Origin of the sequence: Agromyces indicus (assembly GCF_031432295.1) — a bacterium.
Taxonomy (GTDB): Bacteria; Actinomycetota; Actinomycetes; order Actinomycetales; family Microbacteriaceae; genus Agromyces; species Agromyces indicus.
This window is the reverse complement of the sequence record NZ_JAVKGS010000001.1, coordinates 889,041-904,120: the sequence shown is the minus strand read 5'-3', so window position 1 is coordinate 904,120 and position 15,080 is coordinate 889,041. Positions and strand designations below refer to the sequence as shown.

The following is a 15,080-nucleotide window of genomic DNA, read 5'->3' as shown; positions in this document are numbered from 1 at the left end:
CGTGATGGCGAGCGGATGCCGCGGCCTACGCTCCGAGCCCGACGTCCCGCGATCGCAGGTCGTCGGCGAACGCTCGGCGCAGTTCGTCGTCGACCGCGAGCTCGGCCGCGGCGATGGAGTCGAGCACCGACTCGACGCGCGTCGAGCCGATGACGGGCCACGCGCCCGGCATGGCGTCGAGCATCGCGGCGAGCGCGGATCGGTGCACCGATACACCCAGGTTCCGGGCGATCGCGGCGACGCGGGGCACGTGCGTCGCGAGCGGATCTGCACGGGGGCCGCCGAACGGCGCGTACGCGAGGAACGGGATGCCGGCGTCGACGCAGTAGCGGTACTCGGTCGCGCGATCGATCCCGAGTGCGAAGCGGTTCTCGACGGCGTCGAGGGTCGTGATCGAGCGGGCGCGGTCGAGCTGCTCGATCGACGCGTTCGACAGGCCGATCGCCTCGACGACCCCCTCCTCGCGCAGGGCTGCGAGCTCACGGACGGACGCCTCGAGGTCCTCCACGCGGTCGGCGCGATGCAGCAGCAGGAGCGAGGGCGGCGCCCCCAGCACCTCGCGACTGCGCAGGGCGTCGGCGCGCACGCGTTCGGCGCTGCCGTCGGAGTCCCAGGCGGCCCGCCCCAGCCGGAAGTGACCGGCCTTGGTGATGATCGGAAGGCTCGGCGACCGCTCGCGCGCGACCTGGGCGATCCGCTCGCCCGCGGCGTCGTCGTCGACCGTCGCGTACGCCCGCGCGGTGTCGATCGCGACCACGCCGGCATCGACCGCGGCGCGCACGACCTCCAGGGCACCCTCGATCGTCGCCCCCTCCTTCAGCACGAGGGAGGCCACGCCCAGCACGACGCCGCGGCCCGACAGCGTGAAGCTCATCGACTGACCCCCTCGACGCCGACCGCCGGCGACGGACGCGATGTCGTCATGGTCTGAGAGTAGGGGGCGCCGGACGCCGCGACCAGCGTCGCGGCCGTGCGGTGCCGCCGAGCGGACCGCCCGGTAGCACCACGCGCAGCGACCTGCAAGGCCATCGACGCTCGGCCCACCGGCGGCGAGCATCGCGGGATGAACAGTTCAGAGGTCCTGTCCGATTGGCCCGAGGAGTCGCGAGAGGCGGCGCAGCTCGTGGTCGACACGTACGGCGAGCCGCACGAGGTCACGCCGTCGCAGCTCACCTGGTTCGACGTGGGGGAATGGAAGCGGGTGGTGGCCACGCGTGCGTTCTGGGAGCACCAGTTCCCGGCGCCCCACTTCGACTCCGTCGAGTCGATCATCGACTACCCGGTGCCGCCGTCGAAGTTCAGCGACCTCGCCCGCTTCGACGGCAGCGTCGTCGCGCGGCGCACGGTCGGCGAGCTGTCGGCGACCTGCCATGACGAGGAGGCGAACCGACTCGCGCTGAACCTCGCGCACGACATCGTCGACGGGCAGCGTGACGTCGACGCGGCCCGCGCCTACTACGCCAAGGAGTTCCTCGACGCGCGCCGCAACCAGCCGACGCCGTACATGGAGCGACTGCGCTTCGAGCCGAAGGACGGCACGCCGGATCCCGACCAGCGGATGCTGTCCGACGACGAGCTCGAGCAGGCGGAGGCGTCGTCCTCCTGAGCACCTGGAAGCTCCACCGTTCGGCGCGCTCGCGCGCGGCGGCGGCGCTTTCTCAGCCGCCGGCGACGCGCATCGTCTCCCCGGCCCGCCCGGCGAACGCCGTGGCCGTTTCGGCGATGGTGCGCTGCATGACGTCGACCGCGGCGGTGGGCGCGACATCCGCCGGTCTGGCCAGGCTGATCGTGCGCTCGAGCGTCGGCGCCTCGAGTCGCACGGCACGCAGCCCGGGCCGGTCGATGAGCACCATCGCGGGCACGATCGCGACCCCGAGGCCGCGCTCGGCGAAACGCAGCACGGCGTCCATCTCCGCGCCCTCGAGCACGACCTCGGGGGTGAGCCCGGCGGCGCGGAATGCGGCATCCGTCGTCGACCGCAGGTCGTAGGTCGAGCTGAAGACGATCTGCGGCAGGCGCGCGACCTGGGCGAGCGAGATGCTGGGGCCGTCCGTCACGGGCGCGGCGGCGGCGGATGACACGACGACGAGCTCTTCGACGAGCAGCGGCGTCACGGTGAAGCGTTCGGCGGTGGTGGCATCCGAGGTGACGATGAGCGCGAGGTCGAGTTCGCCGCTGCCGAGCTCGTCGAGCAGCCCCCGCGACCCCTGCTCGGACAGGTGCAGCTCGATGCCCGGATGCTCGGCGTGGAACGCGCTGAGCACCTCGGCGACGAGGCTGATGCAGAGGGTCGGCGTCGCGCCGAGCCGCACGCGGCCGCGTTCGAGGCCGGCCAGCTCGGCGAGTTCGCGACGTACCGACTCGGCGTCGGCGAGCATGCGTCGCGCGAGCGGCAGCAGCGACTCCCCCGCCGCCGTCAGCGTCGAGCCGCCACGGGCGCGGTGGAACAGCTCCGCGCCGAGGCTCTGCTCGAGGGCGGCGATCTGGCGGCTGAGCGACGGTTGCGAGAGGTAGAGCTCCTCGGCGGCACGCGTGAAGTTGCCGAACCGCGCGACCTCGACGAAGGATCGGAGCTGCTCGAGGTTCATGTCGATAGCGTACGCGCATCGCGGCGACACAAAAGATGCATTGGACGCATCCGCGGCGCCTACCTACCGTGGATCACATGAGTACTGCAGAGCGCCAGATCTCCACGACCGTCCTCGTGATCGGCACGGGCGGCTCCGGCCTGCGCGCCGCGATCGAGCTCGCCGAGGCGGGCGTCGACGTGCTCACCCTCGGCAAGCGCGCGAAGTCCGACGCGCACACCGCCCTCGCGGCCGGCGGCATCAACGCCGCCCTCGCGACCATGGACCCCGACGACAGCTGGCAGCAGCACGCGGCCGACACGCTGAAGGAGAGCTACCTCCTCGCGAACCCGCACACCGTCGAGATCGTGACGAAGGGCGCAGCCCGCGGCATCCAGGACCTCGAGCGCTTCGGCATGCCGTTCGCCCGGGAGCAGGACGGTCGCATCTCGCAGCGCTTCTTCGGCGCGCACACGTACCGCCGCACGGCGTTCGCGGGAGACTACACGGGGCTCGAGATCCAGCGCACGCTCGTCAACCGGGCCGCCCAGCTCGGGGTGCCGATCCTCGACACCGTCTACGTGACCCGAATCCTCGTCAACGACGACGGCGCGGTATTCGGCGCCTACGGCTTCGACCTCGAAGACGGCACGCGCTACCTCATCCACGCCGACGCGGTCATCCTCGCCGCCGGCGGCCACAACCGCATCTGGCGTCGCACGTCGTCGCGCCGCGACGAGAACACGGGCGACTCGTGGCGCCTCGCCGTCGAGGCGGGCGGCCGGGTGCGCGACCCCGAGCTGGTGCAGTTCCACCCGTCGGGCATCCTCGAGCCCGAGAACGCGGCCGGCACGCTCATCAGCGAGGCGGCGCGCGGCGAGGGCGGCATCCTCACCAACGGACGCGGCGAGCGCTTCATGTCGAAGTACGACCCCGAGCGCATGGAGCTCTCGACGCGCGACCGCGTCGCCCTCGCGGCCTACACCGAGATCAAGGAGGGTCGCGGCACCCCCAATGGCGGTGTCTGGCTGGATGTCTCGCACCTGCCGCGCGAGACGATCATGCAGCGCCTCCCCCGCGTGTACCAGACGATGCTCGAGCTGCAGATGCGCGACATCACGAAAGAGCCGATCGAGATCGCGCCCACCGCGCACTACTCGATGGGCGGCGTGTGGGTGCGCCCCGACGACCACGGCACCGACGTGCCGGGGCTGTATGCGATCGGCGAGGCCTCCTCTGGCCTGCACGGCGCGAACCGCCTCGGCGGCAACTCGCTCATCGAGCTGCTCGTGTTCGGCCGCACCGTGGGCCAGGCCGCGGCCGAGTATTCGCGCGGGCTCGCCGCGCAGCGCCGCTCGCCGACTGCGGTCGCCGCGGCCCGCGCCGAGATCGACGACCTGCTCGCAGCGGATGGCGCGGAGAACGTGCGCGCCCTGCAGCGCGCCATCCGGAACACCATGACCGAGCACGCCGGCGTCGTGCGCGACGAGCAGGGCCTGCTCAACGGCCTTGCTGAGCTCGACGCGATCGAGGAGCGCACGCGGAACATCGGCGTGCACCCCGACCTCGCCGGCTACCAGGACCTCGCCCACGCGTTCGACCTCAAGTCGGCCGCGCTCGCCGCTCGCGCGACCCTCGAGGCCGCGCTCGAACGACGCGAGACCCGCGGATGCCACAACCGCTCCGACTTCCCCGAGACGGATGCCGCGCTGCAGGTCAACCTCGTCTGGTCGCCCACGACCGGCGTGACCCGCGAGGAGATCCCGTCGATCCCGGCGGAGATCGCGGCGCTCATGGACCGAGAGGTGTCGGTCGCGGGCAAGCTGCTCGAGTAGGTCAGCCGGCGGCGCCGGGAACCCGAGCGTCGCCCGTCAGCGGGAAGACCTCGAGGGCGCCCGCCGATGCCCGCACGTGCAGGTCGTCACCGGCCGGGCTGAGTGCCGCGCTGAAGAGCGCGGCCGGTGAAGCGAGCTCGAGCACCGGCCCGTCGAGGATGAGGCGCAGTCCGTCCGCGGCGGGCACCGTCCACTCCTCGGAACCGATCGTCACCACCGCGGCATCCCGGTTCCGGGTGATCCGGACGAGGCGTTCCCCGCCGCTCGCCACGGTGAGTTCGCCGGTCGGCCCGGTCCACTCGATGTCGGCCGCCCGGCCGGCGATGCGTCCGTCGACGGCACGATCGCCGCGGTGCCGCGCGACGTCGGGGTGCGGTTCCGCCGCGAGCGTTCCCCCGGCTGCCGAGAGCCGGAAGGGCACGCTGTGCGCGCCGACCCAACCGGCCTCCTCGTCGGCGATGCCTCGGATCCAGAACGTCAGGCACGGGCGGCCCTCCGCGTCGAAGAAGAGGGATGGCGCATAGTACCCGTCACCGTAGGTCAGGCGCCCCCATCCGACCGCGTCGAACCGGCCGTTCCGGTACGTGCCCGTCGCGTAGCCGGCGTAGTGCAGCGTGTCGGCGTCCCACACCGAGGAGACCATCGCCTCGACCCCGTCGACCTCGACGAACTGCGGGCACTCCCACAACGCGCCCATCCAGACCGGCTCCCGCTCGGCCGAGGAGCGTGACAGCACCACGCCGTCGTACGACCACGTCCGCAGGTCGGGCGACGTCCAGGACAGGGCCATCGCGGTGCCGTCGCGACGGGCGGCACCGACGAACATGCGCCAGCCGGATCCCTCGCGGCGGACGAACGGGTCGCGGAACGCGATGAGGTCCAGCCCGGCGGGCGCCTCCACGACGACGTCGCCCTTGCGCCAGTCCCGCCATTCCGGGTCCGACGGGAAGGCGGCACGGATGCGACCGATGCCGAAGTCCGGAACGGACGTGGCCGTGTAGAAGATCACGGTGTCGTCGCCGTCCTCGACGAGGCACCCCGTCCAGATGCCGTCGTCACCGTCACCGGGTGCGATGGCGACCGGTCCCTCCGTCAACGACAGCAGATCCGGACCGGTCGCGTGCCCCCAGTGACAGTTCGGCGCCCACGAGGTGCGGTCGGGCACGTACTGGAAGAAGACGTGGTACCGACCGTCACGGCAGGTGATGCCGTGGGGGTCGTTGATCCATCCGCGTCGGGCGGTGAAATGCAGGCTGGGTCGCATGTGGGTCCTCACGGTGGGCGAAAGGCTGGACGGGACGGATGAACGAAGGGGTTCGGGCGAGGGTCTGCTGGACCGCCCGAACCCCTCCGAGTACTCAGGCCGCGGCTCGGCGGCGCGGCGGCGCGACGGAGTCCCGCTCGATGAGCGGGCACTCGAGCACCTCGGGATCGGCGGCGCGGGGTTGGCCGTCGCGGGTTCCCTGGATCAGGTCGGCGAGCGCCGCCACCGCCCACGCACCCATCTCGTAGTGCGGGAGTGCGACCGTCGTCAGTGCCGGGAACAGGCTCTCCGGCAGCGGCGCCTGGTCGTCGAAGCCGACCACCGAGAGGTCGCTCGGGATCTGCAGTCCTCGATCGGCGGCCGCGCGGTAGGCGCCCATCGCCATGCGGTCGTTGTAGCAGAACACCGCCGTGGGCTCGCGCTCGAGCAGCGCGAGCGTCGCGCGGTAGCCGCCGCGCGCGTCCGATCCCCCCTCGACGATCAGGCCGTCGGTCGACAGCCCCGCCCGCGCCATCCCGTCGAGGTATCCCTGCAGGCGACCGCGGGTGGCCGGCACGTCGTCGGCGCTCGCGGCGAAGCCGATCCGGCGGTGTCCCCGTGCGACGAGCATGTCGACGACGGATGCCGCGCCCCCGCGCTCGTCGGGCAGGACGGCCGGGATCGAGCCGGCGGTGTCCCGCGCACCGATCAGCGCGGCCGGACGCATGAGGAGGTTCTCGGGCGCCTCGATCACGTCGTGGTAGACGGTCGCGTAGATGATCCCGTCCGCCTGCCGGTCGAGGAACGCCTGGATCTGCGACTCGTCCATCTCGGGATCGGGGTGCAGTTCCGAGTTGATGATGGCGAGGGTGAGGTTTCGGCGGCTGGCTTCCTCCTGGGCGCCGAGGATGATCCGTCCGGCGTGGGGGGTCGTCGCGATCTCCTCGGTCAGCAGGCCGATCATGTCGGATGCCTGGGTCCGCAGGCCTCGCGCGAGACGGTTGGGCCGGTATCCCAGCTCCTCGGCCGCAGCACGGACGCGCGCCGCGGTCTCCTCGCTCACCCGGGTGTGCGGCGTCTGGTTGAGGACGTGCGACACCGTGGTCGGCGACACGCCGGCCAACGCGGCGACATCCCTGATTCCGCTCGTCTTCTCGGACACCCGGCTCCCTGTCATCGTCGACCCCTCACGTTCGTACCACCTTCGAGCCCGACACGTCGGGCGACGCCGCCGGAAGCGGCGGCAGGGCCCTGACGGCGTTGACCGTGCGGTCCGCCTGCACCTGCGCCTCGGTGCCGGAGTCGAGGATCGTCGTGCGGGCGGCGCTGGGTTCGACGGAGACGGTCGTGACCTCCAGGGGCAGGTCGCCGTCGGTCGCCAGCAGCGCGTCGACCTGCGCGGCGAAGCAGGAGTCGCTCGAGCCCACGGTGACATCCTTCGCGACGATGTGGTTGGCGGCGATGTAATTGCCGTTCCCCTCGAGCACCTTGATGATCACGGGCGTCGCGCCCTCGGGCCGGATGCGGTGCGCCTCGACGATCTCCGAGAAGTGGTTGCCGATCACGGAGTTGTCGTCGCCGCTGATCGTGAGGAGGCCGTAGCGATCGTCGAGGCCGTTGTCCGCGTCCAGGAACGGCGTCCACGGCTCCTGGTCCCGCAGGAAGTGGTTCGATCCCACGAGGTTCTCCGAGCTGTTCGCGGCGAGGATGACCATGCCCGGATAGAAGGAGTGCAGCCGGTTGTTCGTGACGCTGGACCGTGTGACGCCGTGCAGGTGGATGCTGCTCGCGCCACGCGGGAACACGTTGTTCGCCGTGATGAGCAGGCCCCCGTGGTGCTCGGCGTAGATCGATCGGCCCGTGAAGCCGGCCCCCACCAGGTTGTCGGTGATCTTCGACGCCTGCCCCCAGCCGCGCAGTTCGATGCAGCTGCCGCATTCGGCGATGAAGTTGTCGTGGATGGAGAGGGCATCCGCGTGGTACACGGTGATCGCGTTCTCGAGGTAGACGAACCCCATGCCGGTGATGCGGAAGGAGTCGTTCGCGTCGGCGACGTAGATGCCGGTCTTGCCGTTGACGTACGAGTTCTCGGGGTTCCCGGCGGGGCCCTCGCCCGTGAAGTGCAGGCCGTCGATGCAGAACCCCGAGAGCTCGACGGAGCTGATGCGGGGACTGCCGCTGCGGGCGATGCGGAACGCCGCCCCGTCGGCCTCCTCGCGGAGATCGCGTTCCGGGAGGTCGACGATGATGCGACTGCCGCCCGGCCACAGCTCGTGCAGCTCGGGCCACTCCTCCTGCGGGACGTTGAAGCGGATGCTCGACGAGGTGAATCCGTGTCCGGCCCCCTCGATCCTGAGGAAGCTGAGGTCGATCACGACCTGCGTGCGCAGGCGGTAGTCGCCGGGCGGAATGGTGATGACCGCCCCGGGCTTCCCTCCGTCGTCGGTGGTCGACGCCGCTTGGCGCTGCTTCACGTCGGCGATGATGCTGTTGATCACCGCCCCGATGTCGTCGAAGGGGTCTCCGTCGGGCCAGGCGGTGACGTCGTACGTGGTGGTGCTCGACATGGTCGTCCGTTCGGATCGGAGGCTCAGCCCTTGACTGCGCCGAGGGTGAGGCCGGCGACGATGTGCCGCTGGAGGAACAGGGTCAACAGGATGACGGGCAGCGAGTAGATGGCGGCGAGCGCCGTCATGCCGCCCCAGTCGAGCCCGAACTGGCTCTGGAAGTTGGCGATGACCACGGGGGTGGTCTGCGCACGCACCGAGGTGAGCAGCAAGGCGAAGAGGAACTCGTTCCACGACGCGAGGAACGCGAAGATCGCGGTCACCGCCAAGCCGCCGGACACGACCGGCAGGACGACGCGGACCATGGCCTGGACGCGGCTGCAGCCGTCGACCTCGGCCGCTTCGCTGAGCTCATCGGGCACCGCCTCGAAGAAGCTCGCCATCAGCCAGATCGACAGCGGAAGCGAGACGGTGGTGTGCGCGAGTGCGAGTCCGAACGACGTGTCGGTGAGCCCGAGGGTGCGCATCACCTCGATCAGCGGCGCGCCGACGGCGATGGTCGGCACCATCCGCGTGACCAGTGCGGCGACGATGAAGACCCGACCGCTCGGCGTGCGGAAGCGCGTGATCGCGTAGGCGGCGGGTACGGCGAGGACCAGCGACAGCACGGTCGAGACGACGGCCGTGGTGACGCTGTTGATCAGCGCCGCTGGCACACCGCCCCTCGTGAGTGCGGCGACGTAGTTGTCGAGGGTCCACGTCTCGGGCAGGATCGACGGCGGCACCGAGATCGCGTCGAGCGGCGTCTTGAACGACGTGAGCAGGAGGTACAGGAACGGGAAGCCGTAGATGACGATGGCGACGGCCAGCAGCACCCACAGGAGGATGCGGCTCTTGCCTCGGGTTTCGAGTGGATTCATCGTGCGCTGCTCCCGGGTCGCCAGATGAGCATGATCGCGGCGATCGCCACGGCCAGCATCACGACGAGGTAGACCGTCCCCATGGCGCTCGCGAGTCCGGGATCGCCGAACCGCGTCATGGTGCGGTAGATGAGAAGGCTGAGGGTGGTCGTGCTGCCCTGGGGTCCGCCATCCGTCTGGATGAGGATGATGTCGAAGGCGCGCGCCGCGTCGATGCCGCGGACGATCAGCGCGACGGCGATCACCGGTCGCAGCAGCGGGATGATGATGCTGAACAGGATCCGCGGATACCTGGCTCCGTCGATGCGGGCGGCGTCGATCACGTCCCCCGGGATGTTCTGCAGTCCCGCGAAGAGCACCAGGGTGACGAACGAGGTCGTGAGCCAGATGTCCGGGATCGCCACCGAGAACAACGCGATGTTCGGGTCGCTCAGCCACTGGATCTGGCCGGGACTGGAGATGATGCCGGCTTCGAAGAGCAGCTGGTTGACGATGCCGAAGTTGTCGATCAGGAGGAACCGCCACAGCAGGCCGGCGACCACCGGCGCGATCATCAGCGGGTACATGAAGGCCGTGCGGAAGAGCGCCGAGCGACGCCCCAGCGCCGTGAAGAGCAGGGCGACCGCGAGACCGAGCACGAACTCGGCCGTCACCACGACGATCGTGTAGACGAGGGTCCGGAGCGATGCCGACTGGAACGCGTCGGATGCGAACGCGGTCGCGTAGTTGGCGAAGCCGACGAACGTGCGGGATGCGCCGGCGAACGGCGAGATCTCGAAGAAGCTGTCGTAGACGAACCGCACGAGCGGCCACAGCACGAACGCCGTCAGGAACAGGGCGGCCGGTGCCAGCAGCAGGAGCGCGAATCGTCGGTCCCCCCGGTCCTTGCTGAGGTGCCGGCGCGGTCGAGCGGGACGACGGGTCGGGCCGCCGGGGCCCGGGGCGGGGGCGGCCGGAGCCGCCTCCGCCCGGGCCTGGGGAGCGAGTGTCTCCACGATTGCCTTCCGGGTCGGCCGTCTACTCGACGATCGCTTCGATCTGGGACTTCGCCTCGGAGAGCAGTCGCGCGGTGTCCGCGTCCGGTTCGACGGCCTTCTGCATCAGCGGGACGAGCACCGAGTCGACGATCTCCTGCCACTCGGGCGTCGCGGGACGCGGGAGCGACTGCGGCGCCTCGAGGGTGGTCACGAGCGCCGGGTAGTTCTCGAAACCGGGCTCGCCCGCCTTGCTCTCGAACGCGCTCTTCCGGGCGACCAGCCCGAGCGATGTGTCGGCCGCGAGGGCGTTGTGCTCGTAGGCGAACGCGACGAACTCCTTCGCGGCATCCTGGTTCGCCCCGGAGGCGGGGACCGACAGGTACCAGGCTCCCGGCACGCCCGCGACGCCGGCGGGTCCGCCGATCATCGGAGCGACGCCGATGGAGTCCATCACCGGGGAGTCGTCCGGGGTCTGCCGGTAGGCGTGCCCCCAGAAGCGCATCATCGCGAGGTTGCCCTGATAGAAGAGGTTCTGCGATCCCGCCCAGTCCAGCTGGGCCGCCCCGGCCGGGGCGAAGGGCAGCAGGCTGACGTAGAAGTCGAGGGCCTCCTGGTGCGCGGCGCTGTCGATCGTGACCTCGCCGGTTGCGGCATCCAGCACCATGGTCTCTTCGCCGGCCTGCGAGACGGTCGCGAGCCATTCCGTCTCGACGGCGCCCTTCACGTCGGTGCCGTAGAGGTCGACGGTTCCGTCGCCGTCGGTGTCGCGGGTGAAGAACTCCGCGACGTCGCGGTACTCCTCCCAGGTCGTCGGCGCGGCGAGCGCGTAGCCGTACTCCGCCTCGAAGTCGGCCATGTTCTGGGCGTCCTCGAACAGGTCGGTTCGGTAGAAGAGGATCTCCGAGTTCGTCCACACCGGCATGCCGACGAAGCTGTCGTCGACCTTCGCCTCGCTCACGAGGCCGCCGAAGAGGTCGGACTCGACGTCGTCGGTGTACAGGTCGTCGAGCGGGGCGAGCGCCGGCGCGAACGCGGGGAGCCAGATGGCATCGAGTGCGGCGACGTCGAACGACGGCTGGCCGGCCTGCAGCTCGGACGAGACGCGGTCGTACAGGCCCGCGTAGGGCAACTCGACGAGCGTCACCGTGGTGCCCGTCTCCTCCTTGTAGAGATCGGCGATCGGCTGCAGTTCGGCCTTGCCGCCGCCCTCGACGACGACGGTCAATTCGTCGGTGTCGGATGCGGCCTCCCCCGAGCCGCCCACGCCGCAGCCGCTCAGGACGAGTGCGGCGGCGCTCACCGACGCCGCTGCGATGAGCGTGCGGCGACCGGGCCGCCCCGATCGTGCTGTGCGAAGCTTCATCACTTCGACTCCATTCGATTCATGTGTGACAGGAACGCAGACCCTCTTGGGACGAGTTGCCAATACGTTTTGCCAAATCGTCTTGGCAGGACGGTAGCCGACGCCGGACGGGCCCGTCAAGAAGTCGGCGGTGCCAAAGTGTTTTGCTGCGTCGCCGTCCGCTACAGTCAGCGGCATAGACCTCATCACCGCCCCGTCATCCGCGACCCCGTCGACCCGCCGGTGGGGTCTTCTTCATGCCCTCGTCGGGGTCGGCATCTTCGCCCTCTGCATCCTCGGGCCGTCGCTGCTCCCGGCCGAATGGGTGAGCTACCCGGTGTGGCTGGCGATCGTCTTCGCCCTTCCCGTGCTCGTCACGGCCTGGATCGTGGTCGTGTCGCGAAGATGGGGCACCGGCGACCTCATCCGCGACTACGGGCTGAGCTTCCGGTGGATCGACCTGCTCGGCATCCCCGCCGCATTCGCCGCCATCTGGTTCATCCAGCCCGTCGTGGTGTACCTCGCGCTGCTGATGTTCGGCGACCCGGGCGGTCTCGACTCGAACGTGTTCGTCACGCCCGAACCGGCGATCTGGGTTCCGAGCCTCATCCTGTCGGTCATCGCGGCGCCGTTCATCGAGGAGGTCGTCTTCCGCGGCATGCTGCAGCCTTCGCTGAAGCGCTGGTTCGACGGGCCGGACCCCGACCAGATCCGCAGCTTCCGGGCGACGAACGCCGCCGTGCTGATCACCGCCGCGACGTTCGCCGCGCTCCACCTCCCCCAGAGCCTCGCGGGCGTGAACGGCGTCGCCCTCACCGCGGCGACGCTGTTCGCCGGTATCGTCCTCGGCGCCCTCGCCATGGCGACCCGGCGCACCGCACCGTCGATCGTCGTGCACGCGGCATCCAACCTCGTCGCGAACGCCACGGCGTACGGGCTCGTGGCATGACCGCCAAGGAGGCGATCGTGCAGTTCGTCGGTCGGTTCGCGGCGCTCCCCAAGCGGGTCAGGATGGCCGCGATCGCCGGGGGCCTGGTGGTCGTCGTCGGTGCCGTGTCGATCCCGGTCGCCGCGGTCGCCGTCGAGGAGCATCACCGGCAGCATGCGCTCGAGGTCGCCGCCATGCAGGCGGCCGCGGAGCGGGTCGCCGAGGAGGCGAACGCACTCGCCGAGGCGAAGGACGAGGCAGCCGGGCTGAATGCGGAGCTCGCCGGACTGACGGGCTCACTCGGGGCCACAGTGCATCCGGATGCCGCGGCGGCACTCGAGGATGCGCGCATCCGACTCGCGTTCGCCATCGCGGGCGGGGATCACGATGCGGTCGCGTCGAGCTTCGCCGACGTGACCGAGGCCCTCCGCGCGCTCGTCGCGAGCGCCGAGGGCCAAGCCGCCGCACTCATCGATGCGAGCCCCCTCGCCGGCGGATCCAGGGATGCGCTCACCCGAGCGATCGCCGATCTCGCGACCGCCGACGACGTGGTGGCCGCACTCCACCTGGTGAAGGATGCCTCGGACGCCGTCGTCGCAGCGCAGAAGGCGGGCGTGGCAGCGGCTGAGGCTGCCGCGAAGGAGGCTGCCGCGCGCGAGGCGGAAGCGCGGGCCCGAAGCGGTGGCAGCGGTGGCGGGGGCGGTCAGGCCGCCCCCGACGGCGGCAGCGGGGCGGGTTCGTCCGAGAGTCCGGGCATCATCGGCATGGAGCCGGGCGCACGCGGAAGCTGCGGCGAGAACCCCACCGGACAGGTCGTCACCCTCGGGTTCGGCTGGCAGGCCCGCGAGGGCAACACCGTCGCCATCTCCTACGCCTACACCGATGGCGACTACCAGGCGACGGGCGGGTTCATCCTGCTGGCATCCGGCCTCGGGCCGTCGGGTTCGGTCAGTATCCCGGTGCCGTGCCCGGTCGGTCCCGGACCCCACACCTTCGTCACCGTCAAGGCCGTCGCGAGCAATGCGAACGGGTCGGCGGCCGCGTACTACTGGGGGCTGTGACCGGGACGGCACGCAATGAGACGTGAACCGACCGATCGACCTCGGCGACGATACTCGACGGGAGGTCAGGCAGGCGCCAACCCGGTGGCGCGCAATTGCAGCCATGCCGCGAGTCTCCGGTCGGGTCGATCCAGACGGATGCCGCGCTCCTCCTCGGCTCGGCGCAACCGGTGTCGCACCGTGTTCTGGTGCACCCCCAATCGATCGGCGGTCTGCGCGACATTGCCGAAGCACTCGAGCCAGACGAGGAGCGTCTCGGCGACGCGGCGGGTCGACGGATCCGCCGACAGCGCTTCGAGGGCCGGGTCGCTCAGCTCGTCCGCGTCGGCGAACAGTTCCGCGACCCGCTCGATGACGAGCCGGGGGCGGACGCTCGAGGTGGTCACCACCCGACCGGCACCCGACTGGGGATCGTCGGCCGCCGCCTCGAGCAACCGGTCTGCGAGTTCACGGGCGCCCGCGACCGCGCCCGAGCGGTGCACTGGGTCCGCCACCGCGATGAGGGTGCCCGCCCCGACGAGTCGGTCCAGCAGCGGGATGAGCGGCTGGGCGGCTCGGACGGCCTCATCGGTGTCTCCCGCTGTGAAGAGCGCGTAGACGCGTCCCCGGTGGGCGACGGCGACGGTGTCGGGTCGGTGGAGCACGAGGTGGCGGATGACCGTCGAGCGGAGCTGCGCGACCGCGGTCGGGCTGGCGTGCGGGACGTCGAACGCGAGGAGCGCGGCACCGGGCTCCTCGGGGATGCCGAGCTCCGCGAACTCGGTGCCGGTCAGGTCGATGCCGGTCAGCAGCGTGCGAAGGCGATCCTCCCGGGGTCGTTGGCTGGTCGCGTGCGCCCGGAGGTCGTCCAGCAGGTGGGCCCCCGCGAGGGCGCTGGCGCGACGCATCCGCTCGGCCTGCTCATCGGTCACGGGACCGTCGCCTGACGCGTCGATCGCCCAGATCGTGCCGAGCGGGACCGCGCCCGCCCGGATCGCGTACGCGACGCGCGGCTCCTCGTCGCCGAGCCGCGGGTACTTGATCGGGTGATCCGACCGCAGCACGGTGCGGTACTGGTCGTCGTTGTACGGCGAGGCCGGCACCCGCCGCGCAAGGATGCCGTGGGTTCGCAGCTCGTCGATGAGCTGTCCCGGCACCGAGGAGTACGCGAGGATGTTGCGGCTCAGGTCCTCGATCGCGACCGACCCGCCGAAGTGCTCCGCCAGCTCGTTCGCCACCGCGAACAGCGGCTCGGCACCGCGATCCTGGGGCGTCGAGAGCGTGGCGTCGGACTCGCCGAGCAGGTGCGTGAGCTGCGCGTCGAGGAGGCGCCAACTGATCCGGTCGGCGACCCGCAGCATCGTCAATCCAGTCGACTCCGCGATCGCCGCGATCGCCCCGACCCGATCGGGGCTGCACTTGAGCGCCAGGCCCGCCGCGCCGGCGTCCGCGGCGGCGGCGGCGACGGCCGCGAGGCGGGCCGTGCTCAGCGATGCGGTGGAAGGCGCCAGCAGCAAGGTGCCGGCGGCATCCGCGATCTCGTCGGCGATGTCCAGGAACTCCGTGCCCGTGACGGCCATGGAGGCGTCGGCCGGGCCGATCGCGGCGATGGTCCTCGGGCCGAGCTGGTCGATCAGTTGGGCCAACGTCGTGCGGGGGATCGCCGCGGGCACCTCCGTTGGAGAAAGCGCTGCACTCATATGCCGAAGTTATCGCACATC

The 15,080-nt window shown here is 70.8% G+C and carries 13 protein-coding genes; 4 read left to right on the top strand and 9 right to left on the bottom strand.

Going from position 1 to position 15,080, the window contains the following annotated elements:
* Positions 1 to 25: 25 nt before the first annotated feature.
* Positions 26 to 874: an aldo/keto reductase gene (locus tag RH861_RS04290; RefSeq protein WP_310519904.1), complete on the bottom strand. Its 849-nt coding sequence runs from the start codon at positions 872 to 874 to the stop codon at positions 26 to 28.
* A 189-nt stretch (positions 875 to 1,063) separates the two neighbouring features.
* Here RH861_RS04290 and RH861_RS04285 point away from each other — a divergent pair, with 189 nt between their 5' ends.
* Positions 1,064 to 1,606: a hypothetical protein gene (locus RH861_RS04285; RefSeq protein WP_310519903.1), complete on the top strand. Its 543-nt coding sequence runs from the start codon at positions 1,064 to 1,066 to the stop codon at positions 1,604 to 1,606.
* Positions 1,607 to 1,658: 52 nt separating this feature from the next.
* On the opposite strand, the gene RH861_RS04280 is transcribed toward RH861_RS04285, so the two are convergent.
* Entirely contained in the window at positions 1,659 to 2,588 is a 930-nt protein-coding gene (locus RH861_RS04280) for a LysR family transcriptional regulator (protein ID WP_310519902.1), read from the bottom strand.
* Between the two features lie 77 nt (positions 2,589 to 2,665).
* On the opposite strand from RH861_RS04280, the gene RH861_RS04275 reads away from it, so the two are divergent.
* Complete coding sequence (locus RH861_RS04275; protein WP_310519901.1) at positions 2,666 to 4,402, top strand: L-aspartate oxidase; 1,737 nt, start codon at positions 2,666 to 2,668, stop codon at positions 4,400 to 4,402.
* A 1-nt stretch (position 4,403) separates the two neighbouring features.
* On the opposite strand, the gene RH861_RS04270 is transcribed toward RH861_RS04275, so the two are convergent.
* From RH861_RS04270 to RH861_RS04245, 6 genes are all read right to left on the bottom strand, one after another.
* Positions 4,404 to 5,666 (bottom strand): glycoside hydrolase family 32 protein, encoded by a 1,263-nt coding sequence (locus RH861_RS04270; RefSeq protein ID WP_310519900.1) that lies wholly within the window; start codon positions 5,664 to 5,666, stop codon positions 4,404 to 4,406.
* 94 nt (positions 5,667 to 5,760) lie between these two features.
* Positions 5,761 to 6,822, bottom strand: coding sequence for a LacI family DNA-binding transcriptional regulator (locus tag RH861_RS04265; protein WP_310519899.1), 1,062 nt, complete (start codon positions 6,820 to 6,822; stop codon positions 5,761 to 5,763).
* A gap of 10 nt (positions 6,823 to 6,832) precedes the next feature.
* A complete protein-coding gene (locus RH861_RS04260) occupies positions 6,833 to 8,212 on the bottom strand; it encodes a NosD domain-containing protein (RefSeq protein ID WP_310519898.1) in 1,380 nt (459 codons plus the stop codon).
* A gap of 23 nt (positions 8,213 to 8,235) precedes the next feature.
* On the bottom strand, positions 8,236 to 9,072 hold the full coding sequence (locus RH861_RS04255; RefSeq protein ID WP_310519897.1) for a carbohydrate ABC transporter permease: 837 nt from the start codon (positions 9,070 to 9,072) through the stop codon (positions 8,236 to 8,238).
* A complete protein-coding gene (locus RH861_RS04250) occupies positions 9,069 to 9,929 on the bottom strand; it encodes a carbohydrate ABC transporter permease (RefSeq protein WP_310520281.1) in 861 nt (286 codons plus the stop codon). The genes RH861_RS04255 and RH861_RS04250 overlap by 4 nt, the downstream gene beginning before the upstream one ends.
* A 160-nt stretch (positions 9,930 to 10,089) precedes the next feature.
* On the bottom strand, positions 10,090 to 11,412 hold the full coding sequence (locus tag RH861_RS04245; RefSeq protein ID WP_310519896.1) for an ABC transporter substrate-binding protein: 1,323 nt from the start codon (positions 11,410 to 11,412) through the stop codon (positions 10,090 to 10,092).
* A 130-nt stretch (positions 11,413 to 11,542) separates the two neighbouring features.
* Here RH861_RS04245 and RH861_RS04240 point away from each other — a divergent pair, with 130 nt between their 5' ends.
* Both RH861_RS04240 and RH861_RS04235 read left to right on the top strand, forming a co-directional pair.
* Positions 11,543 to 12,340 carry a CPBP family intramembrane glutamic endopeptidase gene (locus RH861_RS04240; RefSeq protein ID WP_310519895.1) on the top strand — a complete coding sequence of 266 codons (798 nt, stop codon included), beginning with the start codon at positions 11,543 to 11,545 and terminating at the stop codon, positions 12,338 to 12,340.
* The gene (locus RH861_RS04235; RefSeq protein WP_310519894.1) at positions 12,337 to 13,380 is read left to right on the top strand and encodes a hypothetical protein; all 1,044 of its coding nucleotides are present in this window, start codon (positions 12,337 to 12,339) and stop codon (positions 13,378 to 13,380) included. Before RH861_RS04240 ends, RH861_RS04235 begins: the two co-directional genes overlap by 4 nt.
* 65 nt (positions 13,381 to 13,445) lie before the next feature.
* Here the strand turns inward: RH861_RS04235 and RH861_RS04230 are convergent, their stop codons facing one another.
* Entirely contained in the window at positions 13,446 to 15,059 is a 1,614-nt protein-coding gene (locus RH861_RS04230) for a PucR family transcriptional regulator (RefSeq protein ID WP_310519893.1), read from the bottom strand.
* Positions 15,060 to 15,080: the final 21 nt, after the last annotated feature.